Origin of the sequence: Arsenicicoccus sp. UBA6765 (genome assembly GCF_002453335.1) — a bacterium.
Taxonomy (GTDB): Bacteria; Actinomycetota; Actinomycetes; order Actinomycetales; family Dermatophilaceae; genus Arsenicicoccus; species Arsenicicoccus bolidensis.
The window spans coordinates 40,526-64,420 of the sequence record NZ_DKGR01000018.1 but is presented as its reverse complement, the minus strand read 5'-3'; the positions used below and the strand labels follow the sequence as shown (position 1 = coordinate 64,420).

At 71.9% G+C, this 23,895-nt stretch carries 26 protein-coding genes; 16 read left to right on the top strand and 10 right to left on the bottom strand.

What is annotated here, in order from left to right:
- Positions 1-174 precede the first annotated feature (174 nt).
- Both B4K29_RS04730 and B4K29_RS04725 read left to right on the top strand, forming a co-directional pair.
- The gene (locus tag B4K29_RS04730; RefSeq protein ID WP_019285651.1) at positions 175-453 is read left to right on the top strand and encodes a F0F1 ATP synthase subunit epsilon; all 279 of its coding nucleotides are present in this window, start codon (positions 175-177) and stop codon (positions 451-453) included.
- Positions 454-462: 9 nt separating this feature from the next.
- Positions 463-897: a DUF2550 family protein gene (locus B4K29_RS04725; RefSeq protein ID WP_286955303.1), complete on the top strand. Its 435-nt coding sequence runs from the start codon at positions 463-465 to the stop codon at positions 895-897.
- Between the two features lie 50 nt (positions 898-947).
- Here the strand turns inward: B4K29_RS04725 and B4K29_RS04720 are convergent, their stop codons facing one another.
- Positions 948-1,568: a cob(I)yrinic acid a,c-diamide adenosyltransferase gene (locus tag B4K29_RS04720; RefSeq protein ID WP_286966506.1), complete on the bottom strand. Its 621-nt coding sequence runs from the start codon at positions 1,566-1,568 to the stop codon at positions 948-950.
- A gap of 182 nt (positions 1,569-1,750) precedes the next feature.
- Here B4K29_RS04720 and B4K29_RS04715 point away from each other — a divergent pair, with 182 nt between their 5' ends.
- The 3 genes from B4K29_RS04715 (at position 1,751) to B4K29_RS04705 (ending at position 4,854) form a co-directional block, all read left to right on the top strand.
- Positions 1,751-2,110 (top strand): STAS domain-containing protein, encoded by a 360-nt coding sequence (locus tag B4K29_RS04715; RefSeq protein WP_286955299.1) that lies wholly within the window; start codon positions 1,751-1,753, stop codon positions 2,108-2,110.
- Positions 2,111-2,178: 68 nt separating this feature from the next.
- Entirely contained in the window at positions 2,179-4,224 is a 2,046-nt protein-coding gene (locus B4K29_RS04710) for a protein meaA (protein ID WP_286966565.1), read from the top strand.
- A gap of 6 nt (positions 4,225-4,230) precedes the next feature.
- The gene (locus tag B4K29_RS04705) at positions 4,231-4,854 is read left to right on the top strand and encodes a histidine phosphatase family protein (protein WP_286966504.1); all 624 of its coding nucleotides are present in this window, start codon (positions 4,231-4,233) and stop codon (positions 4,852-4,854) included.
- 10 nt (positions 4,855-4,864) lie between these two features.
- Here the strand turns inward: B4K29_RS04705 and B4K29_RS04700 are convergent, their stop codons facing one another.
- Positions 4,865-5,779 carry a beta-1,6-N-acetylglucosaminyltransferase gene (locus B4K29_RS04700; RefSeq protein ID WP_286966502.1) on the bottom strand — a complete coding sequence of 305 codons (915 nt, stop codon included), beginning with the start codon at positions 5,777-5,779 and terminating at the stop codon, positions 4,865-4,867.
- A 59-nt stretch (positions 5,780-5,838) separates the two neighbouring features.
- On the bottom strand, positions 5,839-6,534 hold the full coding sequence (gene nucS, locus B4K29_RS04695; protein ID WP_286955291.1) for an endonuclease NucS: 696 nt from the start codon (positions 6,532-6,534) through the stop codon (positions 5,839-5,841).
- A 172-nt stretch (positions 6,535-6,706) separates the two neighbouring features.
- On the opposite strand from nucS, the gene B4K29_RS04690 reads away from it, so the two are divergent.
- From B4K29_RS04690 to B4K29_RS04680, 3 genes are all read left to right on the top strand, one after another.
- Positions 6,707-8,479: a 3-hydroxyacyl-CoA dehydrogenase family protein gene (locus B4K29_RS04690; RefSeq protein ID WP_286966500.1), complete on the top strand. Its 1,773-nt coding sequence runs from the start codon at positions 6,707-6,709 to the stop codon at positions 8,477-8,479.
- Positions 8,480-8,554: 75 nt separating this feature from the next.
- Positions 8,555-8,833 carry a hypothetical protein gene (locus tag B4K29_RS04685; RefSeq protein WP_286966499.1) on the top strand — a complete coding sequence of 93 codons (279 nt, stop codon included), beginning with the start codon at positions 8,555-8,557 and terminating at the stop codon, positions 8,831-8,833.
- Positions 8,834-8,946: 113 nt separating this feature from the next.
- Positions 8,947-9,690 (top strand): alpha/beta hydrolase, encoded by a 744-nt coding sequence (locus tag B4K29_RS04680; RefSeq protein ID WP_286961643.1) that lies wholly within the window; start codon positions 8,947-8,949, stop codon positions 9,688-9,690.
- 17 nt (positions 9,691-9,707) lie between these two features.
- Here B4K29_RS04680 and B4K29_RS04675 read toward each other — a convergent pair whose 3' ends face one another.
- The 5 genes from B4K29_RS04675 to ccrA all read right to left on the bottom strand — a co-directional run bounded on the left by B4K29_RS04675 (position 9,708) and on the right by ccrA (position 15,395).
- Positions 9,708-9,950 carry an acyl carrier protein gene (locus B4K29_RS04675; protein WP_286958991.1) on the bottom strand — a complete coding sequence of 81 codons (243 nt, stop codon included), beginning with the start codon at positions 9,948-9,950 and terminating at the stop codon, positions 9,708-9,710.
- Complete coding sequence (locus B4K29_RS04670; protein ID WP_286961642.1) at positions 9,947-11,890, bottom strand: HAD-IIIC family phosphatase; 1,944 nt, start codon at positions 11,888-11,890, stop codon at positions 9,947-9,949. The genes B4K29_RS04675 and B4K29_RS04670 overlap by 4 nt, the downstream gene beginning before the upstream one ends.
- Positions 11,890-12,504 (bottom strand): serine acetyltransferase, encoded by a 615-nt coding sequence (locus B4K29_RS04665; RefSeq protein ID WP_286961641.1) that lies wholly within the window; start codon positions 12,502-12,504, stop codon positions 11,890-11,892. Before B4K29_RS04665 ends, B4K29_RS04670 begins: the two co-directional genes overlap by 1 nt.
- 152 nt (positions 12,505-12,656) lie before the next feature.
- Positions 12,657-13,985, bottom strand: coding sequence for an AI-2E family transporter (locus tag B4K29_RS04660; protein ID WP_286961640.1), 1,329 nt, complete (start codon positions 13,983-13,985; stop codon positions 12,657-12,659).
- Between the two features lie 72 nt (positions 13,986-14,057).
- On the bottom strand, positions 14,058-15,395 hold the full coding sequence (gene ccrA / locus B4K29_RS04655) for a crotonyl-CoA carboxylase/reductase (RefSeq protein WP_286966563.1): 1,338 nt from the start codon (positions 15,393-15,395) through the stop codon (positions 14,058-14,060).
- A gap of 191 nt (positions 15,396-15,586) precedes the next feature.
- Here ccrA and B4K29_RS04650 point away from each other — a divergent pair, with 191 nt between their 5' ends.
- The gene (locus B4K29_RS04650) at positions 15,587-16,429 is read left to right on the top strand and encodes a polysaccharide deacetylase family protein (RefSeq protein ID WP_286961639.1); all 843 of its coding nucleotides are present in this window, start codon (positions 15,587-15,589) and stop codon (positions 16,427-16,429) included.
- Positions 16,430-16,778: 349 nt separating this feature from the next.
- On the opposite strand, the gene B4K29_RS04645 is transcribed toward B4K29_RS04650, so the two are convergent.
- Both B4K29_RS04645 and mce read right to left on the bottom strand, forming a co-directional pair.
- Entirely contained in the window at positions 16,779-17,687 is a 909-nt protein-coding gene (locus B4K29_RS04645; protein ID WP_019285632.1) for a type IV toxin-antitoxin system AbiEi family antitoxin domain-containing protein, read from the bottom strand.
- Between the two features lie 432 nt (positions 17,688-18,119).
- Complete coding sequence (gene mce / locus B4K29_RS04640; protein ID WP_019285631.1) at positions 18,120-18,566, bottom strand: methylmalonyl-CoA epimerase; 447 nt, start codon at positions 18,564-18,566, stop codon at positions 18,120-18,122.
- Between the two features lie 183 nt (positions 18,567-18,749).
- Here mce and B4K29_RS04635 point away from each other — a divergent pair, with 183 nt between their 5' ends.
- The 7 genes from B4K29_RS04635 to B4K29_RS04605 all read left to right on the top strand — a co-directional run bounded on the left by B4K29_RS04635 (position 18,750) and on the right by B4K29_RS04605 (position 23,880).
- Positions 18,750-19,949 (top strand): acetyl-CoA C-acetyltransferase, encoded by a 1,200-nt coding sequence (locus B4K29_RS04635; RefSeq protein WP_029212237.1) that lies wholly within the window; start codon positions 18,750-18,752, stop codon positions 19,947-19,949.
- A 137-nt stretch (positions 19,950-20,086) separates the two neighbouring features.
- On the top strand, positions 20,087-21,046 hold the full coding sequence (meaB, locus tag B4K29_RS04630; RefSeq protein WP_029212238.1) for a methylmalonyl Co-A mutase-associated GTPase MeaB: 960 nt from the start codon (positions 20,087-20,089) through the stop codon (positions 21,044-21,046).
- Between the two features lie 173 nt (positions 21,047-21,219).
- Positions 21,220-22,059, top strand: coding sequence for a DUF4184 family protein (locus B4K29_RS04625; RefSeq protein WP_286961636.1), 840 nt, complete (start codon positions 21,220-21,222; stop codon positions 22,057-22,059).
- Positions 22,060-22,081: 22 nt separating this feature from the next.
- Positions 22,082-22,393 (top strand): thiamine-binding protein, encoded by a 312-nt coding sequence (locus tag B4K29_RS04620; protein WP_286958985.1) that lies wholly within the window; start codon positions 22,082-22,084, stop codon positions 22,391-22,393.
- On the top strand, positions 22,390-22,854 hold the full coding sequence (locus tag B4K29_RS04615; RefSeq protein WP_286961635.1) for a YybH family protein: 465 nt from the start codon (positions 22,390-22,392) through the stop codon (positions 22,852-22,854). Before B4K29_RS04620 ends, B4K29_RS04615 begins: the two co-directional genes overlap by 4 nt.
- Positions 22,851-23,315, top strand: coding sequence for a hypothetical protein (locus B4K29_RS04610; protein ID WP_286966498.1), 465 nt, complete (start codon positions 22,851-22,853; stop codon positions 23,313-23,315). Before B4K29_RS04615 ends, B4K29_RS04610 begins: the two co-directional genes overlap by 4 nt.
- A 49-nt stretch (positions 23,316-23,364) precedes the next feature.
- The gene (locus B4K29_RS04605; RefSeq protein ID WP_239265348.1) at positions 23,365-23,880 is read left to right on the top strand and encodes a MarR family winged helix-turn-helix transcriptional regulator; all 516 of its coding nucleotides are present in this window, start codon (positions 23,365-23,367) and stop codon (positions 23,878-23,880) included.
- Positions 23,881-23,895 lie beyond the last annotated feature (15 nt).

Genomic DNA, 23,895 nt, shown 5'->3' with positions numbered 1-23,895 from the left:
AATGACGCAATGTGTAAGCACTAGATCGACATCTAGTCACATTTCACCATTCTTTCGGACTAGTCACCACGCAACGGACAGCATCATGGATTTCGCCCTCCCGACGCGGTCCGTGGCTCCTCGTCCGGGCTTGTAGCATGAGACGAATCGTCCCCGAGGGTGGAGGAGCCTTCCGTGCCACTGCAGGTCCAACTCGTCTCCGCGGATCGTCCGGTCTGGGAGGGCGAGGCCTCCGCCGTCACCGCCCGCACCACCGAGGGCGAGCTCGGCATCCTGCCGGGCCACGCACCGCTGCTGGGTGTCCTGGTCGAGGGCCAGGTCTCCATCACCTCCGGCGAGGGGCGCCAGGTCGTCCAGATCGACTCCGGCTTCCTCTCCGTGCACGACGACAAGGTGACGTTGGTCGCGGAGCACGTGGACACCGACGCGGCACCTCGCGCCGAGCGCCACTAGGTCGCGACGGTGGCGGGCATTGAGGTCGCGGAGATCGCGGTCGCCGGTGCCCTCCTGCTGCTCGTCCTGCTCACGACGCTGGTCTTCGTGCGTCGACGCCTGATCTCCGACGGCGCACCGATGTTCCTCTGTGCCGTCCGTCCCACGCGTGAGGATCCCTGGCGCCTGCGACTGGCGCGCTACGACACCGACGCTCTGCTCTTCTTCACCCTCTCCGGGGTGTCCCTCGTGCCGAGCCACGTGATGCCGCGAGCGGGGGTCGAGGTGCTGGGCGTCCACACGCCGTCCCGTGGGGAGTTCCCGTCCCTGATCGACGACCCGCTCGTCATGCGCTGCGCCCAGGGCGAGGTGGCCTTCGACCTGGCTCTGCCGCGTGACGACTGCACCGCGGTCCGGTCCTGGCAGGAGGCGCGGCCACCCGGTCGTCCCCCGCGCGCAGCCTGAGATCGCCTGGCGCGCGCCGACCACAGAGCCCTTCAGCCGCGACCGGGCGATCAGCTGGAGCGACCGCCGCCCGGCTGCCAGAGGACATCGCCACCTGCCTCGAGGTTCGCGACGCGGGCGAGGATGAACAGCAGGTCCGAGAGGCGGTTCAGGTACTTCGCGGTGAGCACGTTGACGCCGCCCTCGCCTTTGTCGGCTCCCTCGGGGGCGGGCTGGTCGCCATACTGCTCGATGGCCGCCCAGGTGCTCCGCTCGGCCCTCCTCACGACGGTGCACGCGAGGTGCAGGTAGGCCGATCCGGGCGTCCCGCCCGGGAGGATGAACGACCGGAGCTTGTCGAGCTCGCCGTTGTAGCGGTCGCAGTCGGCCTCGAGCTCGTCTATCCACGGCGCCTGGACCCGCAGGGGCGGGTACTCCGGGGTCTCGCTGCGCAGCGGGTTGCACAGGTCCGCTCCGACGTCGAAGAGGTCGTTCTGGATCCGCGTGAGGGTGGAGACGACGTCCTCGCGCAGCGACCCAGCCGCGACGGCGATCCCCAGGGCGGCGTTCGCCTCGTTGCTGTCCGCGTAGGCCTGCAGTCGCGGGTCGGTCTTGCTGGTGCGCGAGAAGTCGCCGAGGTGGGTGGTGCCGTCGTCGCCGGTCCGGGTGTAGATGCGCGTGAGGTTGACCATGACGGCATCGTCGCACGCGCGTCTGAGCCGGCCTCGGCCGGGAACCGACGCAGCCCTGCCGAGGAAGGGCACCCTAGGTGTTCAATGGGTGACGACACATCACTTTGAGTACTCGGCTGCTGGTGGTCGCACCGGTCAGCCACGTGGGGGCCCTCATGGCCAGAGCGCGCACGCATCCTTCGGTGACGACGGTGGAGGTCGTCGTGCCCGGGGCCGAGCTGCGGGTCACCGGTCGACTGGACGCCGGCAACGACCACCAGCTGCGCGAGGAGCTGCACCGGGCCATCGTCCTCGGTGAGGGTGAGCTGGTCCTCGACCTGGCGGAGGCCGAGATCCACGACTCGACCGCGCTCGCCCTCGTGGCCGGCGTGCACCACAGGGCGGCGCGCGAGGGACGCACGCTGGTCATCGTCGACCCGTCCGACCGCTTCGAGCGGGTGGTCGCCGCGATGCGTCTGGGCAAGGTCCTGCAGCGCCGCCGTCGTGCGACCTCCGCACCTGTGTCCACCGTCACCGTCGGCAGGCCTCCCGCCCAGGGCTGACCCGCCGGTAGTTTGCCGACATGGCTGACGAGCAGATGACCGAGCGCCCCAAGGACCGACCGTGGGTGATGCGGACCTATGCCGGTCACTCCTCGGCCGCCGCCAGCAACGCGCTCTACCGCACCAACCTCGCCAAGGGGCAGACCGGTCTGTCCGTCGCCTTCGACCTGCCCACCCAGACGGGGCACGACCCGGACCACGTGCTCGCGCGCGGCGAGGTCGGCAAGGTGGGTGTCCCGGTGAGCCACGTCGGCGACATGCGCGCGCTCTTCGACGGCATCCCGCTCGCGGAGATGAACACCTCCATGACCATCAACGCCACGGCCATGTGGCTGCTCGCGCTCTACGACGCCGTGGCGGAGGAGCAGGCCGAGGCCGCTGGAGCCGACCCCCTCGAGACCCGGCGCAGGCTGGCGGGCACCACGCAGAACGACATCGTCAAGGAGTACCTCAGCCGCGGCACCCACGTCTTCGGCCCGGGACCCTCGCTGCGGCTGATCACCGACATGATCGCCTTCACCGTCACCGAGATCCCGCGGTGGAACCCGATCAACATCTGCAGCTATCACCTGCAGGAGGCCGGCGCGACCCCCGTGCAGGAGCTCGCCTACTCCCTGTCGACGGCCACGGCCGTGCTCGACGCCGTCGTCGCCGCGGGTCAGGTGCCTCAGGAGAGCCTGGGCGACGTCGTCGGCCGCATCTCCTTCTTCGCCAACGCCGGCGTGCGCTTCGTCGAGGAGATGTGCAAGATGCGGGCGTTCGTCCAGCTGTGGGACGAGCTGACGCAGGAGCGCTACGGCGTGCAGGACCCCAAGCAGCGCCGCTTCCGCTACGGCGTGCAGGTCAACAGCCTGGGCCTGACGGAGGCGCAGCCGGAGAACAACGTGCAGCGCATCGTCCTCGAGATGCTCGCCGTCACCCTGTCCAAGGACGCCCGCGCCAGGGCCGTGCAGCTGCCGGCCTGGAACGAGGCCCTCGGTCTACCTCGGCCCTGGGACCAGCAGTGGTCCCTGCGCATCCAGCAGGTGCTGGCCTACGAGTCGGACCTGCTCGAGCACGAGGACATCTTTGCCGGCTCCACCGTGGTCGAGGCCAGGGTCGCCGAGCTGGTCGCCGGGGCCAAGGAGGAGATGGCTCGGATCGAGGCTATGGGTGGCGTCATCGAGGCGGTGGAGTCCGGCTACCTCAAGTCCGCGCTCGTCGCCTCGCACGCCGAGCGCCGGCGGCGCATCGAGGCGGGCGTCGACAAGGTCGTCGGCGTCAACTGCTTCCAGGGTACCGAGCCCAGCCCGCTCACGGCGGACCTCGACACGGCCATCCACGTGGCCGACCCCGACGTGGAGGAGCGAGCCGTCGAGGCGGTGCGCCGCTGGCGGGACGAGCGCGACGCTGACCCGGACCGACGTGCGGCGGCCCGGGACGCACTGGAGCGGCTGCGCACCGACGCAGCCTCCACGACCAACCTGATGGCCGCGTCCATCGAGTGCGCCAGGGCCGGCGTCACCACGGGGGAGTGGACCGACGCGCTGCGGGAGGTCTTCGGCGAGTACCGCGCGCACACGGGCGTCTCCTCCGCGCCGGTGGCGGGCGGTCCTGACCGTATGTCGACCGCTGAGGACAGCGGGGTCACCGACTGGCGCGGTGAGCTGGCCGGCGTCCGGGACGCGGTGCGGCGCACCGGCGACGAGCTCGGCACGCACCTGCGCTTCCTCGTGGGCAAGCCGGGGCTGGACGGGCACTCCAACGGCGCCGAGCAGGTGGCGGTGCGGGCACGTGACGCGGGGTTCGAGGTCGTCTACCAGGGCATCCGGTTGACACCAGAGCAGATCGTGGCCGCCGCGGTGGCCGAGGACGTGCACGTCGTGGGCCTGTCCATCCTGTCCGGGTCGCACATGTCCCTGGTCCCCGAGGTGCTGACCGGTCTGCGCGAAGCCGGCGTGACGGACGTGCCCGTCGTGGTCGGTGGCATCATCCCGGATGCCGACGCCCGCCGGCTGCGGGAGCTGGGCGTGGCCGCGACCTTCACGCCCAGGGACTTCGGGCTCAACGACATCATGGTCCAGGTGGTTGACGTCATCCGTGAGGCACGAGGGCTCGCAGCGCGGCTAGAGTGAGGGCCCATGAGCGACCTGCAGTGCCCTGCAACGCTGCTCGTCGCCCGCGACGGCCATGCGGCGTACGCGCACCCGGGCCTCCTCACCGACGACGGCGGGTGGCTCACGGACGTGGGCGCCACCCAGATGGTCGTCCTGGCCGAGCGACTGGCCGCGGACCCGTCGGTGCGCATCTCCGCCGTCTACAGCAGCCCTCTCGCGCGCTCCGTGCAGAGCGGGCGACTCGTCTCCGACGCGCTCGGGGTGCCCCACGAGGTGGTCGGCGGGCTGGAGGAACGCGCGGTCGGGGAGCTGGCCGGACAGCAGGTGGGTAACCCCGTCATGGCGCACGTCATGCACGCCTGGACGACCGGCGACCTGAGCGCCGCCGTCCCGGGGGGCGAGGACGGCTACCAGGTGGTCCGCCGCGCGCGACAGGCGATGGAGTCCATCGCCGACCAGCACCGTGGGGAGTCCGTGCTCGTGCTGGCCCACCGGTGGATCATGTCGTTCGTCCTGCCGCGGCTGTCCCACAACGTGCTGGACGACCTCGCGACCGACCACGTCGTGCCGCACGGCGTGCCCGCACGGGTGCGCATCGACGCCGACGGTTGGGTCCTCGACGAGTGGCCCGGTCACCGGCGAGCCTGAGCGCGAAGGATCAGTGCGAGGGCGAAGGTCGTGCGTGCACGAGCTCGTCCGCCAGCCGCAGCACGTCGGGGTCGACGTCGGGATGCATCTTGCGGACGAAGGCGGCCGGGGTGTCCGCGGCCCGGGCCAAGAGCGCTGCATCGACCCACTCGGGGTTGGAGGCGCCCTCCGGGAAGTCGGCGTAGGTGGTACGACCGGTGCGCACCTGGAGGTCCGCCTGGGCGGACAGCACGGAGGATGTGTAGAGCTCGTCGGGCGTCCTCGTGGTGCGGAAGAAGCGGGGGAGCTCGGGGCGCTGGTCGGTGACGGCGAGGAGCCGGTCCACCGCCCGGGCGGACAAGGTGGCCCAGACGGCGGCCTTGACCACGGGGACGGGCGCGGCCGCTCGTCGGGGGACGCCGACGTACCAGTGGTGGGACGTCGGTGAGCGCACGGCCTGCAGCTGGCCCGGGAGCCGGTGGGCTGCTCGCCAGGCCAGGGGGCCGGTGACGCGCCGCAGGATCTCGGGCCCCGGGAGGTGGCGCCAGGTCCACGTGTAGGTCTCGGGGGAGTCGCCGTGCAGGTCCAGCACCGCGTCGCTGCCGTCCGTGGCGACGCCGGACTCCCAGGAGGCCAGGTCACGGATCGGGTAGTCCTGACCGGAGAGCAGCACGAAGTGCGACGCGTCCGACCGGCGCCGTGCCTCCCGCAGGGCACGGAGCTGCGCCTCGACCATCGTCCAGTCTCCCCAGCGCACCGTGATGTCGTCCTCGTAGGTCTGCACGCCCATCTCGGCGCACGCCCGCTCGTCCATCAGCCCCGGGACGTCATAGCGCAGCATCACGTCGCTGGTCGGCGACAGCTCGCGGATGCGCCGGGCATTACGAGCGACGGCATCACCACGGGTGTGGCACATGAGGACGTAGCAGAATCGGGGCTCGGTCACACCGACCGACTCTACCGGGCGGTGAGGGTTGTGGTGGCCGTTCCCGGGTGAGTGCGAGGTCAGAACAGGCGGGAGGCCGAGGTGTCGATGCCCTTGAGGTCGTCGTAGTCCAGGGTCACGCAGCGGATGCCCCGGTCGGTGGCCAGCGTCCGGGCCTGCGGCTTGATGAGCTGGGCGGCGAAGACGCCGGTGACGGGAGCGAGGGCGGGGTCGCGGTTGAGGAGCTCGAGGTAGCGCGTCAGCTGCTCGACGCCGTCGATCTCGCCGCGCCGCTTGATCTCGACCGCCACGTGGCCGCCGCCCTCGTCCTTGCACAGGATGTCGACCGGCCCGATGGCCGTCATGTACTCCCTGCGCACCAGCGAGTAGCCGTCGCCGAGGGTGTGGATGTGCTCGGCCAGGAGCTTCTGCAGGTGCGCCTCGACGCCGTCCTTGACCAGGCCCGGGTCCACCCCCAGGTCGTGCGAGCTGTCGTGCAGGACCTCGTGGATCACGATGCGCAGGGCGTCGCCCGACTTGGCGTTGCGGACGACCCACACGGCCGTGGCACCCTCGGCGGCCTCGGTCTCGTCGGGCTGGATCTCGGCCAGGGCGCACGGCGGGGTCATCCAGTTGAGCGGCTTGTAGCTGCCGCCGTCGGAGTGCACCAGGACCGAGCCGTCGCCCTTGATCATCAGCAGCCGGGTGGCCAGGGGCAGGTGGGCGGCCAGCCGGCCCTCGTAGTCGACGGCACAGCGGGAGATGACGAGTCGCACGACAGGTCACCCTAGTCCGCGCGAGCGGTCCGGGCCGTATGCCGCCGGCCCGCCGCGTGCCCGAACCACCGCGAGAGCGCCGGGCGACCGGCATACCCGCCAGTAGTTTTGTGACCAAGCCCGCAGTCCGACAGTCTTGCCACCAGCATCACCCCCCTCAAGACTTCCAGGCATGGAGCGATCGTTGGACACCATCGGAGTGGTCGGGCTCGGCACCATGGGTGCGGGCATCGTCGAGGTCTGTGCACGGCACGGCCTCAGCGTCGTCGCCGTCGACATGGACGACGCCGCCGTCGACCGTGGTCGTGGGCACGTCGAGCGGTCGACGGGCCGGGCCGTCGAGCGCGGCAAGATGCCGGCGAAGGAGCAGCAGGAGATCCTCGGACGGATCACCTTCGCGGCCGACCTCGAGGCGGTCGCCGACTGCGACCTGGTCGTCGAGGCGGTCCCCGAGATCCTCGCCATCAAGCGGGACCTGTTCGCGAGGCTGGACGGCATCGTCAAGGAGTCCTGCGTCCTCGCGACCAACACCTCGAGCCTGTCCGTGACCGAGATCTCCGTGGCGACCAGCCACCCCGAGCGCGTGCTCGGCCTGCACTTCTTCAACCCCGCTCCCGTGCAGAAGCTCGTCGAGATCATCTCCACCGTCGTCACCGACCCCGACATCGTCACGGCCGCCCGCGAGCTCGCCGAGCGCCTCGACAAGACCCCCGTGGTGGTCGGCGACAAGGCCGGGTTCATCGGCAACTACCTGCTCTTCGGCTACCTCAACCACGCCATGAGCATGTACGAGTCGCGCTACGCCACCCGCGAGGACCTCGACGCCGCCATGCAGCACGGCTGCGGCTACCCGATGGGCCCGCTGGCGCTGCTCGACCTGATCGGCCTGGACACGGCCTACCAGGTCCTCGACACGATGTACCGCGAGGGACGCGACAAGCTGCACGCCCCGAGCCCGATCCTCAAGCAGATGGTCACGGCCGGGCTGCTGGGCCGCAAGACCGGCCGCGGGTTCTACACCTACGAGGCGCCCGGCTCCGGCAAGATCGTCGCGGACGCGCTGACCCCCGTCGAGTCGCAGTCTCCCCGGCCCACCCGTGACGTCGCGACGGTCGGCGTCGTCGGCACCGGCACCATGGCCGCCGGCATCGTCGAGGTGTTCGCCAAGGCGGGCTACCCCGTCGTCGTGGTCGGCCGCACCGACGACAAGGTCGCCGGGGTGTCCGCCGCCATCGCCAAGAGCATGGACCGGGCGATCAGCAAGGGGCGCGCGACGGAGGAGGCCAAGGCAGAGGCGCTCGGTCGCGTCACCGCCGCCACCGACGTGTCCGCGCTCGCCGACGTCGACCTCGTCGTCGAGGCCATCGCCGAGGACGTCGACGTCAAGACCGAGATGTTCCGCCGGCTCGACGAGGTCTGCAAGCAGGGGGCGATCCTCGCCACCACCACAAGCTCGCTGCCCGTCATCCAGGTCGCGGCGGCCACGAGCCGTCCCGGCGACGTCATCGGCATGCACTTCTTCAACCCCGCCCAGGTGATGAAGCTCGTCGAGGTCGTCACGACGGTCTCCACGGAGGGCGACGTCGAGGAGACCGTGCTGCAGCTGTGCCGCACGATCGGCAAGGTGCCGGTCCGCTGCGGCGACCGCGCCGGCTTCATCGTCAACGCGCTGCTCTTCCCCTACCTCAACGACGCCGTCAAGATGCTCGAGGCCCACTACGCGACGGCCGACGACATCGACACGGCGATGAAGAACGGCTGCGCCCTGCCCATGGGCCCGTTCGAGCTGCTGGACGTCGTGGGCCTGGACGTGTCCTACGCGATCCAGCGGCAGCTCTACCTCGAGTTCCGCGACCGCGGCTACGCCCCGGCGCCGCTGCTGGAGCACATGGTCACGGCGGGCTACCTCGGTCGCAAGACCAAGCGGGGCTTCCGCACCTACTGACCACGGCCCGTATGCCGACGCGCCCTCCCTCTCGCTCCGGCGGAGGGAGGGCGCGACCTTTGCGACAATGGATGCATGCCCCGAGCCAACCGACGCAGCGAGCAGCACGTCCCGCTGGCGATGGGCCGGCTGGCGGGGATGGAGCGCCGTGAGGTCCACCCCGACGGTGCGTGGATCGTGCGGGGCGTCCGTGGGGCCTCGACGGGCAAGGTCTATCGCTGCCCGGGCTGCCAGCAGACCCTGAGCGATGCCGTCGCGCACGTCGTGGCGTGGCCGGCCGAGGGGCTGCGAGGCCTGCCGGACCGGCGGCACTGGCACACCCCGTGCTGGTCCGCCCGGGATCACCGCCACTAGCCCCCGGCATACCAGCTGGTCTGATGGCGCAGCCAGCCAGCCAGCCAGCCGTCCGCCCTGGCCCACCGTCCGCCGCCGTCCCCTTGCCCGTCCACCCGAGGAGCCGAGACCCCTTGCCCAGCCACGAGATCCGTGCCAACACCGTCCTCCCATCCCGCAGGGAGGAGATCGAGCTGCACACCGCCGACGGCCTCCGGCTCGTCGGAGAGCTCGCGCTCCCCGTGGACCGCGACCCCGTGGCGACCCTGGTGACGCTGCACCCCCTGCCGACCCACGGCGGCTTCATGGACAGCCACGTCTACAAGAAGGCCGCCAACCGGCTTCCGGCCCTGGCCGACATCGCCGTGCTGCGCTTCAACACCCGCGGTACGAGCTCGCCGCGCGGCACCAGCGAGGGGGAGTTCGAGCACGCCGAGGGGGAGCGCTTCGACGTGGCGGCGGCCATCGAGTACGCCGAGTTCCACGAGACTCCGCCGCTGCCGCACCGCTGGCTCGTCGGCTGGTCCTTCGGCACGGACCTGACCCTGATGTACGGCCTCGACCCGGCCATCGAGGGCGCGATCCTGCTCAGCCCTCCGCTGCGCTGGACCGGGTCCGAGCACCTGCGCGAGTGGGCGGTCGACGGACGGCCCCTCGTGGCGCTGGTGCCGGAGCACGACGACTACCTGCAGCCCGCCGAGGCGCGGGAGAAGTTCTCGGTCGTGCCGCAGGCCGAGGTCGTCGGCGTCGACGGGTGCAAGCACCTGTGGGTGGGGGAGACCTACGTCCGCCGCGCCCTGGACGAGATCGTCGCGCGGGTGCGACCGGGCTTCGGCCCCCTGCCGACGACGTGGGACGGCGAGGTCGTCGAGGACTGAGCGCCTGCGACGTCCCCTCAGTCGCGCTTGGCGTCCACGACGTCGACCAGCGCGCCCACGTCGCTCAGCCCCGACATCTCCGCGTCGGACAGGTGGATCCCGAAGGCGTTCTCCACGCTGAACATCAGGCTCACGTGCGCCAGGGAGTCCCAGCCGTCCACCTGGTCGGCGACGGTCTCGCGCGTCAGTGTGAGGTCGGGATCGGCCAGGACGTCGCGAAAGATCTCCTGGACCTGCTCGAGGGTGGTCGGCTCGGTCATCGATGCTCCTTCAGGGCAGGCAGCGCGACGGCGACATAGGTCGGCGGCTGCGGGAGGGGGCGGGTGAGGTCGAGGCTCCAGGTCTGCGGGGCGTCCGGGTCCTGAGGCCGGGGTGCGGCGTCGGCAGCGTCGGGCCTGACGCCCGCGTCGGCAGCGTCGGCACGACGCTCGTCGCGGGTGAACCCGCTGGACCGGTAGACGTCTCGCGAGGGGGTGTTCTTTGCGGTGGGCACGAAGTCGCCGCGCAGGCGCGCGAACCCGGCGTCGCGGGCGTGCTCGGCCAGTGCGACGAGCAGGCTCTGCTCGACGGTGCGCCCGATCACGCGGCAGGACATCACGAAGGTGTCCACGACCAGGTCGTCCCCGTCCGGCACGGCGACGAGCGCCGCGACCAGGCCGTGGTCGTCGAAGCGGTCCCGCACGCGCATCCCCCACACGACGGCCCGGTCGACGCCGGCGAGACGCTGCACGTCGGCCGCCGAGTGACGTCGGCCGGTGAGGTTGAACTGGTTGGTCTTGCCGATGAGCTGCACGATCCGCTGGGCGTTGACCTCGTCCAACGGCTCGATCGTGGCCGCGAGCTCGAGCCCGGCGAGGAAGTCCTCCCGAGAGCCGGCCTGCGCGGCGAACGCGCCGGCCTGTGCGCGGGCGCGGTACTGCGCGGTGCGGCGGGTGTCCTCGTGCGTCAGGGCGACGGCCTGCAGCCCCGGGAACCGAGCGATGGTGCGGAGGTACTCGGTCGGTGCGGCCGGCAGCTCGACGACACCGACCTGGGGCAGCGCCTGCCGGACGGCCTCCCGCTCGACGGGGTTGTCGTCGACGAAGACCAGGGCGTCGAGCCCGAGGTCCAGGTGTGCGGCCACCCGCTGCACGGCGAGCGGCTTGTCGTCCCAGGACGCCTCGAACGCGACGATGTCGTCCAGGGTCAGCCGCATGTCCGGGTGGCGTTCGAAGGGCTCCCGCGCGTCGTCGGGGTTGTTCTTGCTGACGACCGCGAGCAGCATGCCTCGGCGGGTGAGCTCCTTGAGCCAGGCCTGGAGGTCGACGTAGGCCTCGCCGGCGGCTCCCGATCCGAGCTGGATCCCGCCGACGCCGTCCTCGCCGACGACACCGCCCCACAACGTGTTGTCCAGGTCCAGCACGACGACCTTGCGTCCGAGCCCCAGGGCCGAGGCCGTGACGTCGAGGATCGCGGTGGCGAGGGTGGGGAGCGCCGCCAGGCCGACGGCGTGCTTGGAGTGGTACCAGTAGCGCGGGTCGTGCCACTGCGCCTCGCCGACCCGGGCGGCCACCGTCTCGGCATCCACGAGGTGCACGCCGTCGGGGGCTGCTGCCGCCAGCTCCAGCCCGAGGCGGCGGATCATCGCGACGCGGCCACCCGGCGACGCGAAGGCCAGGCCTGCGTAGGGGTCGTCGGTGGGCGGGACGAAGGTCGTCTGCACGATCCGCGCGCCGGTGCGCTCCTGCAGCACCTGCCACAGGCGCGTCCAGCGGGAGACCTCGGCGGCGACGTCCACCACCGGGTCGTCGCTGATCGGCGGCAGGTGCAGGTCACGGCGGTCGATCACGAGGGCCACCACGTCCGGCCCGAACGCGTAGAGCGCCGACGTCGGATCGTGCACCTGCTCCTCGTAGGCCCGGTAAGGGGTCTCGTGGACCTCCAGCCGGATGCCGTGCGCGAGTGCCGCCACCCGCAGCGCGACCGCGAGCTGGCCGCTCGTGTGGCTGCTCAGGAGGGCGAGGCGCACTGTCCTGCGCAGCCCGGGAGGGGCGTCGTGCCCGTCCGCGCGCTGCCACAGCTGCCCGAGGAGACGGTCGGCGGCGAGCCAGGTGGTCAGGTCGTCCGTCTCGGTGGCCACCCGCCCCAGGGTGGCGAGGCCCTGCGCGAGGTCGTGCTCGGCCAGCTGCCCGCGGGCGCGGGCGATCAGCTCCCCGGCCATCAGCGGACCGTGGGGATGCGCAGGACCCGGGGCTGCTGGTCCACGACGGTGGCGCCCTCGGGGACGTTGGTCATGATCGTGGTGTTGGGTCCGAGGTTGGCCCCGTCGCCGACCCGGACACCCCCGACGATCGCGCAACCCGCGCCGATGGAGACGCCGTTGCCGATGCGCGGCGCCTGCCGACGGAAGGTCTCGGGCTTGCCGCTGCCGGCGCCGAGCGTGACGTTCTGCCGGATGACGCAGTCGTCGCCGATCGTGGCGTGCGGGTGGATGACGATGCCGCTCTGGTGCGCGATCCGCACACGCCGGCCGAGCGCGACCGTGCGGGGGAGCTCGATGCCGTAGACGTTGCGGCACACCAGATATCCGGCCCGGCTGACCAGGTCTGCGGGGACCCGCGCCCACCGGGGCGCCTCGCCGGCGTCCACCCAGGCGCCGATCCGCGCCGACGCCACGGCCTGGAATCCTGGCGTCGTGACGTCGCCGTCGTGAGCCTGGCGGTCCTCGCGCAGCTGGTCCACCACCGAGAGGTGGGTCCGCAGCCACCTGACCCAGGGCCGTCGTGGCACGATCGTCGGCGTTGTCGTCGGCGTAGTCGTGCTCTCCACCGTCATGCGATTCCCCCTCGCGCTCTCGACAACACTCACGTTATGGCAGGGTTGCGTCCGGGGTGCGGCTGGGGCTGGGGGGGCGGCGCAAGGTTCACCGGACCGGGCGCTCACCATCACGAAGCATCACGCTGGGTCAGCAGCAGGTGAGCGGCAGGTCACAGGCGTCGCTGACGCGGGACGAGCACCTCCTCGTAGAGCAGGAGCAGCGCCGCGGCCGTCGGGATCGCCAGCAGCGCACCCAGCATGCCCAGCAGCGTGCCGCCGGCGAGGGCCGCGACCACCGTGACCGCCCCGGGCACCGCCACGGTGCGCTGCATGATCCGCGGCACGATGATGTAGTTCTCGACCTGCTGGTAGATCACGTAGTAGACGAGCAGGATCAGCCCTGTCTGCGGGCTCTGGATCAGGCCGGCGCCGGTCACGAGCGCTCCACCCAGGGCGGCTCCGACCATGGGGATCAGCCCGAGGAACGCGACCGTGACGGCGAGCACCTCGGCATACGAGACTCCCAGGATCCTCATGGCGATCCAGCTGAGCAGGCCGTTGATCGTGGCCACGCCCACCTGGCCGATCGCATAGCTGCCGACCCGCCGCATCATCTCCTCGGAGAGGTAGACGACCCGCGCGCGACGGCTGGCCGGGACGACGGCGTAGGCCGCCTTCTTGGTCGTGGGCAGGCTGGCGAGGAAGTAGAGCGTGAGGATGAGGACCGTGAAGGTCTGGAAGATGCCGCTGCCGAGCGCCTGCCCCGCCCCGATGAGCCCGCCCGCCACCGTGGACAGGAAGGTCTGGTCGCGCAGCCGCTCGGTGAGCTGCTGCTGCACCTGCGCCGTGAGGTTGTAGTCCTTGTCGAGGTTCTGCACCCAGGGCTGGCCGAGGAGCTGGGTGACGTAGTCGGGGGCGTTTTTGATCAGGGCGGAGGACTGCTCGACGACCGGCGGGACGACGAGGCCCGCCAGGAGCGCGAAGACGACGAGCAGGCCGAGGAACACGATCCCGACCGCGGCGCCGCGGCGCAGCCCACCCGTCACGAGCCGCTGGACCAGCGGGTCGAGGGCGAGGGTGAGGAAGAACGCGACGGTCAGCAGGGTCAGCGTGAGGCTGAGCGCGCCGATCATGCTCCACAGCGTCGCGGCGGCGAGCACGCCGATGGCGCCGACGAAGCCGATGGTGAACGGCGACTGATGGATCAGCGGGACCCCCGTCCGCGTGGGGGCCGAAGGTGTCGCGCCGGACGTGGTCGTCGTGGTGGTCGGGTCGCCGGTCCCTGACGCCGTCGGCTCGACCGTCCCGCCGGTCAGCGTGGTGTCCACGCCCCCGCCCACGTCCCCGCCCACACTCTCGCCCGCGTCCCCGCCCACCGGGAGGTCGGCGGCGTCGCGCCTGATCCGGTTGCTCTCGGCCAGGGCCTCGCGCTGGCGGGCGCGATAGGCGTGCCAGCGGCGACGTGCCGCGACCGTCCGGTCGACCAGGGGGATCCTCACGGTCCGAGGGTATGTCGGGGACCGGCCGCCACGTGGGTCACACGCGGGCGGCCGGGCCCCTCGTCATACGGCTCAGACGTCGCGGAACCGGTCGATCTCGGACTGGAGCTCGGCCCGCATCTCGGGCCTGGACACCCCGAGGCCCTGCTCGGGGGCGAGGGTGAGGACGCCGACCTTGCCCTGGTGGGCGTTGCGGTGGACGTCGAGCGCGGCCTGGCCGACCTCGTCCATCGTGTAGGTCTTGGACAGCGTCGGGTGGATCAGGCCGCGGCGGATGAGGGAGTTGGCCTCCCAGGCCTCGCGGTAGTTGGCGAAGTGCGAGCCGACGATGGACTTGAGGTTCATCCACAGGTAGCGGTTGTCGAACTCGTGCATGTATCCGGACGTCGAGGCGCAGGTCACGATCGTGCCGCCCTTGCGCGTGACGTAGACCGAGGCGCCGAAGGTCTCGCGGCCAGGGTGCTCGAAGACGATGTCCGGGTCGTGGCCGTTGGTCAGCTCACGGATCTTGGCGCCCAGGCGCTTCCACTCCTTGGGGTCCTGGGTCTGCTCGTCCTTCCAGAACCGGTAGCCCTCGGCGTTGCGGTCGATGACCAGGTCGGCGCCCATCTTGCGGCAGATCTCGGCCTTCTCCGGGGAGGAGACGACGCAGATCGGGGTCGCGCCACCGGCCAGGGCCATCTGCGTGGCGTAGGACCCGAGGCCGCCCGAGGCGCCCCAGACGAGCACGCGGTCACCGAGCTTCATGCCGGCGCCGTTGCGCGAGATGAGCTGGCGGTAGGCCGTGGAGTTGACCAGACCGGGGGAGGCGGCCTCCTCCCAGGTGAGGTGCTCGGCCTTGGGCATGAGCTGGTTGGCCTTGACGATCGCCAGCTGGGCGAGGCCGCCGAAGTTGGTCTCGAAGCCCCAGATGCGCTGCTCGGGGTCGAGCATCGTGTCGTTGTGCCCGTCGTGGTGCTCCAGCTCGACCGACAGGCAGTGGGCGACGACCTCGGTGCCGGGGGCCCAGATGTGCACGCCCGGCCCGGTGCGCAGCACGATCCCGGACAGGTCCGACCCGACGACGTGGTAGGGCAGGTCGTGGCGCTTGCCCGCGTCGCTCGTGCGGCCGTAGCGCTCGAGGAAGCCGAACGTCGGGACCGGCTCGAAGATCGAGGTCCACACCGTGTTGTAGTTGATCGAGCTCGCCATGACGGCGACCAGCGCCTCTCCGGGCGCGAGCTCGGGGAGGGCGACCTCGTCCAGGTGGAGGCTCTCACGAGGGTCCTTGTCGCGGCTCGCCCGGCCCTCGAAGATCCCGACCTCGTCCTTGTGCACCGTGACGGCCCGGTAGGACTCGGGGACGGCCAGGCCGGCGTAGGTCTCGGCCGACCGGTCCCCGCTCAGGATGGCGTCGCGGATGGCGGTCATGGCGTCGTTCGTCATGTCTGCTCCTCGGGCATGGGGCACCACTGCGTGCCGCCTCACCCGGGACGCTACTGGCGGGTCACGTCACGGCGATAGGGGTCTGAGACCTCCGACACAGGGGTGACGTCGCTCACGTGCCGGGGGCGCTAGCATGGCCGCACCGCCCGGGCAAGCCGAGCGCGATGGGGCAGACGGTGTCGTTCGTGCCCTGGGGGATGCGGGGGACCATGCGGGTGGGGAGGGCCGGGCTGTCGGGCCTGGGGTCGCTCGTCGTGTCGCGCCGGACGGCGCTGACCGGCGCTGTCCTGTGCGCCGTCTCTGGCGCCGGGCTCGCCGTGACGGACGACGGCCGGCTCGAGCTCGCCCTCGGCCCCACCTCCTCGCCGCAGTCGCGCCGCGCGGACCGCGACTGCGTCAGCTATGTCCGGACCCACCGGCCCGTGCTGTCGCTCACCTTCGACGACGGGCCGGACCCGCGCTACACCCCCGCGGTCCTGGACCTGCTGCGCCGGTATGACGCGCGCGCCACCTTCTTCGTCGTCGGCGCCAACGCCGCGGCCCACCCCGACCTGGTCGCGCGCATGCGGGCGGAGGGCCACGAGGTCGCCAACCACACGCACGACCACGCCCACTTGACGGAGATCTCGAACGCCGAGGTCCGCGACCAGATCGCCCGCGGCCGCCGCGTCATCGGCGACGCGGGGGCGCGGCTGCTGCGCCCGCCCGTGGGCCGCACCAGCACGTCGGTGGCCGAGGTCGCCCGGTCGCTGGGGGAGCGTCAGGCCTTCTGGAGCTCCTGCCTCGAGGCGTGCCTGCACGACGGCGCGCGCGTCGGGGGCACCGGCCTGGGCGAGGCGCTCGACCCCGGCGCGGTGGTCCTGGCGCACGACGGTGGCCGGGTGGAGGGACGCTGGGCCCAGGAGTACCCCCGCGACCAGACGGTGGAGGCGCTGCCGCACCTGCTGGAGGCCCTGGCCGCGCGAGGGCTGAGCTCCGTGCCGGTGGGCGAGCTCGTGCGCTCCGGCCGCATCCGCTGACCCCGCCGACCACGCCCCGGCTCCGCCATCCTCCGTGGTGCCGGCCAGTCCCGGTGGTGTGTTGCAGCACGCCACGGGGGCTGGTGGCGGCCACGGGGGCGGGTGGTTGCCACGGGGGCCGGTGGCGGCCGGGGGGCGCCCCGGACGCGCCCCCGCAGAGTCCGGCGGGGTTCTGCGTGGTGGGCTCCGCCATCCCCCGTGGTGCCGGCCAGTCCCGGTGGTGTGTTGCAGCACGCCACGGGGGCGGGCGGCGGCCACGGGGGCGGGTGGTTGCCGCGGGGGCCGGTGGTGCCTCGGCACGGGCGAGCGCCCGACCCCGTGTGGGGCGGGCGCTCCGCCATAGAAGAAGTCAGGCTGCCGCGACCCTCCGGTTCATCCCGTGACGCCGCCGGGCCCGCAGGCGTGCCCCCTCGACCTTCCGGCGCAGCAGCGCGGGGTCGTCGAGCAGCTCGTTGGTGATGCGGACGACCTCCCACCCCTGATCGCGGATGTCGTCCTCACGCACCTTCTCGCTGGGCAGCACACGGCCTGACACCGGGTCGGCATACTTCCCGCGCCCGTCGTACTCGAAGCAGACCCACTCGCCGTCGATGGCCCCGTCCACGCGGTAGCGCTTCAGACGACCGGTCACCGGGACCTGCGGCGTCGTCGCGTAGCCGAGGTGGTGCAGCGCCAGAGCGGAACGTGACTCCCCGGGTGACTCGCGTCGGCCGTCCGCCAGCCGGTGCACGAGCATCACTCCTGATCCGCCTCGCTCGAACGCGAGCCGCTGAGCCCACACGGCGAGGTCGTTCGCCGTCGTCCGGCCCGTGCGCACCGCCTCGTCGGCCGCCATGAGGGCGGACTCGGGGTCCAGCAGGGCGGTCTCCATGACGGCCCGAGCGACCCTGCACCCGGAGTCGAGCAGCAGGGCTTCGTGGACATAGACGCGTCCGCGACTCTCACGCGGGCACCCCGAGGTCCTCCATCGCATGTGGATCGTGGACAGGTCCGGCTCGTGCACCGGGAGGCCGAGATGGATCAGAGCGCTGTGGTGGCTCGCACGTTGATGTGGGTGGAGGTGCATCTCGATGCGTGTGTCCACCCGGTGGTGGTCCCGTGGCCACGGGAGGTCCTCGGCGGTGTACCAGCCTCGTCGCACCCGGGTGATCGTGCCGGCCTTGACCGCGCTGCGGAGATCGGAGTCGGTGACGCCGGAGGCGAGGGCGTCCTCGCGCGAGAAGAACTCACGGGCGAGCAGGGCTGGGGGGATCGACATGGACTGAGGATGTCTGCGTGGCCCATTCGCGACCAGGGTCCCGGCTGCTCCTGTGGATGGGGCGTTCCGCAACGCGTCGCGCTGTGGACGACGGGCCCTTCTGACGGGTTCCGGCGGGCGTTGGCCGGGGGATCTCACGGATTGTCGTGCTCATGATGTCGCGCAGGTGGCACCTCCCGGTGTCGGAGGTGCCCAGCAGCGTAGGTGGCGAGCCGCAGCACGCCACGGTCGCCGCTCAACGCCACGGGGGCTGCTCCCCGCCACGGGCGGGGCGGGTCAGGACAGGCGGGTCAGGACAGGCGGGTCAGGACAGGCGGGTCAGGACAGGGGAGGCAGGACAGGCGGGTCAGGACAGGCGGCTGGGGGCAGGACGCGGGCGCGCCCGACCCCGCGTGGGGTCGGGCGCTCCCGGCATACGGCCGGGGCCTGAGGTCAGTGCATGCCACCCGGCGCGGGCTCGACGAGCTCGACCAGCACGCCACCGGCGTCCTTGGGGTGGATGAAGTTGATGCGCGACCCGGCCGTCCCGCGCTTGGGCTCGGGGTAGAGCAGGCGCAGGCCGCGCTCCTTGAGGGTCGCGCACACGTCGTCGATGGACTCGACGCGGTAGGCCATCTGCTGCATGCCGACGCCGGACTTGTCGATGAACTTGGCGATCGTGCTCTGCTCGTTGAGGGGGGCGAGCAGCTGGATGTGGGAGGTCGAGTCGCCGACCGCCATCATCGCCTCGGCGACGCCCTGCTCCTCGTTGACTTCGCGGTGGGCCATCGTCATGCCGTACTTCGTCTCGTAGAACTCGATGGCCTCGTCGAGGTCGCGGACCGCGATGCCGACGTGGTCGATGTGCGTGAACAGTCCCTGCAGCGTGTTGTCAGCCATGCCTCCAGCCTAGGACCGGGGGTCTGCGGCCACTCACCCGGGGGCCGACGGACGGCGCGGTATGACGAGGCTCACGTCCCCGCACGACGCGACGCCCGTCACCCTCCGCAGAGCGAGGCGCCGGGACCTGGATAAGGTGGGCGGGCACGAGCCTGACCCACCACCGCTGCTGGAGGCCTCTCAATGTCCGCAACTGCCAGTCCGTCCGTCATCGTGGCCGGCGCCCGGACCCCGATGGGCCGGCTCATGGGCTCCCTCAAGGGGTTCTCCGGGGCCGACCTCGGCGCCGTCGCCATCAAGGGTGCGCTCGACAAGTCCGGCGTGGCGCCCGACCAGGTCGAGTACGTCATCATGGGCCAGGTCCTGGGCGCCGGCGTCGGTCAGATCCCCGCCCGCCAGGCCGCCGTCAAGGCCGGCATCCCGATGAGCGTCCCCGCCGTGACGGTCAACAAGGTTTGCCTGTCCGGGCTCGACGCGATCGCCCTGGCCGACCAGCTGATCCGCGCGGGGGAGTTCGACGTGATCGTGGCCGGTGGCCAGGAGTCGATGACCAACGCGCCTCACCTGCTCGCCAAGTCGCGCGACGGCTTCAAGTACGGCGACGCCACCCTGGCCGACTCGATGGTGGTCGACGGCCTGTGGGACGTCTTCACCGAGCAGCCGATGGGCCTGCTGACCGAGGCGGAGAACTCCGGCGACCTGGCGGTGTCCCGCGAGGAGCAGGACGCGTTCGCCGCGCGCTCGCACCAGCTGGCCGCGGCCGCGTGGGAGGCCGGTCGGTATGACGAAGAGGTCGTGCCCGTCACGATCCCGCAGCGCAAGGGCGACCCGATCGAGTTCCGCACCGACGAGGGCGTGCGCGGCGACACGACGACGGAGTCCCTCGGCAAGCTGCGTCCGGCCTTCACCAAGGACGGCACGATCACCGCCGGCACGGCCTCGCAGATCTCCGACGGCGCCGCCGCCGTGGTCGTCATGAGCAAGGCCAAGGCCGAGGAGCTCGGCCTCACCTGGATCGCCGAGATCGGCGCGCACGGCAACGTCGCCGGCCCCGACTCGTCCCTGCAGCAGCAGCCCGCCAACGCGATCGCCGCCGCCTGCCGCAAGGAGGGCATCGCCCCCACCGACCTCGACCTGATCGAGATCAACGAGGCCTTCGCGGCCGTGGGGATCGCCTCGACGCGCGAGCTCGGCGTGGACGCCGACAAGGTCAACGTCGACGGCGGCGCGATCGCGCTCGGCCACCCGCTCGGCATGTCCGGCGCCCGCATCGTGCTGCACCTCGCCCTGGAGCTGGGACGCCGCGGCGGCGGCACCGGCGTGGCCGCGCTGTGCGGTGGCGGCGGCCAGGGTGACGCGCTGATCATCAAGGTCGCCCAGTAGTCGCCCAGTAGCAGACCCGCCGGGGGCAGAGGCATCGACCGGCCTTCGCACCGCAGGCTGATGCCTTCGCCCCCGGTAGGTACGACCACGCCGCTCGCCAGCACGAGCGGCGCACCACGCAGGAGGAGCTGACAACCGTGTCCCGCCAGGTCGACATCCCGTCCCTCGTCGAGCAGGCCCGCGCCGGCCGCCCCCGCGCGGTCGCCCGCCTCATCTCGATGGTGGAGGACGCCCATCCGGCGCTGCGCGAGGTGATGGCGGCGCTCGCGCCCCACACCGGGCACGCCCACGTCATCGGGATCACCGGCTCCCCGGGCGTCGGCAAGTCGACCTCCACCAACGCGCTCGTCACCGCGCTGCGCCAGCGGGACCTGCGCGTCGGGGTCCTCGCCGTGGACCCGTCGTCGCCGTTCTCCGGCGGCGCGCTCCTCGGCGACCGCATCCGCATGGCCGACCACGTGCTCGACCCGCAGGTCTACATCCGCTCGATGGCCTCCCGCGGTCACCTCGGCGGCCTGTCCTGGACCACGCCGCAGGCGTTGCGGGTCCTCGACGCCGCGGGCTGCGACGTGATCCTCGTCGAGACCGTCGGCGTCGGGCAGAGCGAGGTCGAGGTCGTGGGGCTGGCCGACACGACGATCGTCCTGCTGGCGCCGGGGATGGGCGACGGCATCCAGGCCGCCAAGGCCGGGATCCTCGAGATCGGCGACGTCTTCGTGGTCAACAAGGCCGACCGCGACGGCGCCGACAACACGGTGCGCGACATCCGCCACATGATCTCGCTCGGCGACCGCACCGAGGCCGGGCTGTGGCGGCCACCGGTCATCAAGACCGTCGCCCACAAGCACGAGGGCGTCGACGAGGTCGTCGAGGCGCTCGACAAGCACGTCGCGTGGATGACCGACAAGGGCGTCCTGCGCCAGCGACGCCTCAAGCGGGCGACCGACGAGATCGAGTCGATCGTCATCAAGGGCCTGCGCGAGCGCATGGGTGACCTGCGTGGCGACCACGGCATGGAGGCCCTGGCCGCGGCCGTGGTCGACGGCCTGAGCGACCCCTACGCCGCGGCCGACCAAGTCATCGGCGACCTGACCTGACCTGACCTGACCTGGCGACCAGGCAGCCGCGCAGCCCGGCCGACCTCCGTCGGACCGAGCTCTCCCTCGGGGCTCGCCAGCAGTTCGCCTGTGCCGTATGGCGATCCACGGGCCCCCGTCACGATGTCCGATTCGTCACGCGATGCCCACCCACGGTTGCGTACAGTGGTGAGGTGCCCTTCACCCTCGCCCACCCCGCTCTGGTGCTCCCGCTGCGCCGCAGTGGCCTGCCGCTGACCGCGCTGGTGGCCGGATCGCTGTCTCCCGACGTGCCGCTCTACGTCCCCGGCGGGTTGCTGGGCAGCCGTGACGAGGGGCACTCGTGGACGCACACCTGGTTCGGTCTCGCGGTGTTCGACCTGCCCGTCGGCATCCTGATGGTCGTCGCCTGGACCTACCTGCTCGCCGAGCCGCTGCGTGACGCCGCCCCTGACGCCCTGCGGGACCGGCTGCGCCGCCGCCGCGCCCTCCCTCGCTCCGCGTGGTGGTCGGTCCCGCTCGCGGTGCTGCTCGCCAACCTGGGTCACCTGGGCTGGGACCAGTTCACGCACGAGCCGAGCTGGACGACGAACCGGGTGCCCTTCCTCGACCAGGTCGTCGCGGGCATCCCGATGAGCCGGTGGCTCATGTACGCCTTCTCCGTCCTCGGCCTAGTCGCGATCGCGTGGGTGATGTGGCGCGAGCTGCGGGACCGGCGGGTGCATCGCACGCCCCGGCTGCGACCCGACCTGGCCCCGTGGATCGTGCGCGCCCCCGTCATCGTCGCGGCGGCGCTCGCGGTCCGCACGATGATCACGGTGGGCCCCTACATGGGGACCCACGCCTTGCTCTACTACATGCTCACGTCAGGCATCGCGGCGGGTGCCGCGGTCCTGCTGGTGCTCTGCGTCGTGTGGCAGCTCGTGGCGCCGGTGGACGGGCCGGACGGGTCGGGCCGGCCCGACGCCATCGTCCCAGCCGACGACCGCAGCATCGACCGCGCCCACGAACGCACCCCCGACCAGGCGCGCTGAGGCCTCGCCCTAGGATCGAGGCATGCTCTTCGCCTTCTCGATCGCTCCCGCCACCGCCGCCGACGAGACCGGCTCGGTCTCCGACGCGGTCGCCGACGTCATCGCGGTGGTCCGCGACTCTGGCCTGCCCCATCGCACGGACGCGATGTTCACCACGATCGAGGGCGAGTGGGACGAGTGCATGGCGGTGATCAAGCGCGCGTGCGACGCCTGTGCCGAGCACAGCCCCCGCGTCAGCCTCGTCCTCAAGGCCGACCTGCGCCCGGGCCGGACGGGCGAGCTCGACGGCAAGCTGGAGCGCCTCGAGGCCAAGCTCGCCGACCGCCCCTCGTGATCGCCGAGCCCGAGCAGCTGGCTGACGCGTTCGTCGAGGCCTGGAACGACCACGACCCCGACGCCCTGGCGGACCTGTTCACCGCCGACGCGGACTTCGTCAACGTCGTGGGGCTGTGGTGGCGCGACCGGGCGGGGATCAGGGGAGCGCACGCCTACGGCTTCGAGCGGATCTTCGGGCAGAGCAGTATGACGCTCCGCCGTCGTCGCGTCCGCCGCCTCGGCGAGGTCGCCGTGGTCGTGGCGCAGTGGTCGTTGACCGGTCAGCTCTCGCCGGCGGGGGAGCCGGCCGGCGAGCGTCGCGGCGTGCTGACCCTCGTCGGACGCCGCGGCCAGGACGGGTGGCGCACCGTCAGCGCCCACAACACCGACACGGTTCCCGGCGTGGAGACCCACGTCGCGCGGGACGGCGGGCTCGACCCCACGGACTACCGCGAGCCGCGCGAGGGCGGGTCTCGATGACCGACATCCTCGTGGTGCTGGCGCTGCTCGTCGGCCTGGCCGTGCTCGCGGCGCTGGTCCTGTCCTGGCGGCGGCACCGCTCCCACCTGCCCGAGGGGCTCGTCGCGGTCGGGGTGCTCTCGATGGTGGCGGGCATGCTCGGCTGGGGAGCCTGGATCACCAGCCACGACGTGGACTCCTCCGTCGTGGCCGTGCAGGGCGGCGACCGGTGCCGCGTGACCTGGGTGGACCCCACGGACGCCACGCTCCGGGAGACGGACGTCGACTGCTCGGCCGACGACGACACGCCGCTGGGCCCCTCGGACGACCTGCGGATCAAGGCCCACACCGGCCTGCTGACGGGCACGGCGGTGTCGCACGAGGGGCCGACGACCTACGGCCTGAGGTTCTGGGTGCCGGGCCTCGGCACGGCGCTCGCCCTCGTCGGCCTCGTCCTGGTGCAGCGCCGCGCGAGGGGCTGACCCCGCCGAACGCCGGGCGCTGCGGCATACGGCCCTCTATCCTGCCCAGGTGACCGCCCCCCTCAACCTGCCGTTCGACCCGATCGCCCGCGCCGAGAGCTCGTGGCGCGAACGTTGGGGCGAGGCCGCGCCGTCCCGGCAGATGGCGACGGCCACGAGCCTGCTGCGGGTGGCGCAGATGCTCACGACGGCCTTCGACCAGGCGTGCGCGCAGCACGGGCTGACCTTCGCGCGCTACGAGGCGCTGGTGCTGCTGACCTTCGGCCGCGACAGCGGGCTGCCGATGAGCGTCATCGGGGAGCGGCTCATGGTCCACCCCACCAGCGCCACGAGCATCGTCCAGCGGCTCGAGGCGCAGGGATTCGTGCGGCGGGTGCCCAACCCGGCGGACGGTCGCGGCACGCTCGCCCAGATCACCGACGAGGGCCGCGCGGTGATGGAGGCGGCGACGCAGGACCTGCACGAGCTGGACTTCGGGCTGGACGTGCTGACGACGCACGAGCACGAGCAGCTGTTCGCCCTGCTGCGGCGCGTGCGGGTGGCCGGCGGCGACTTCACCTCGTGAGACCCCGGGCTTCGA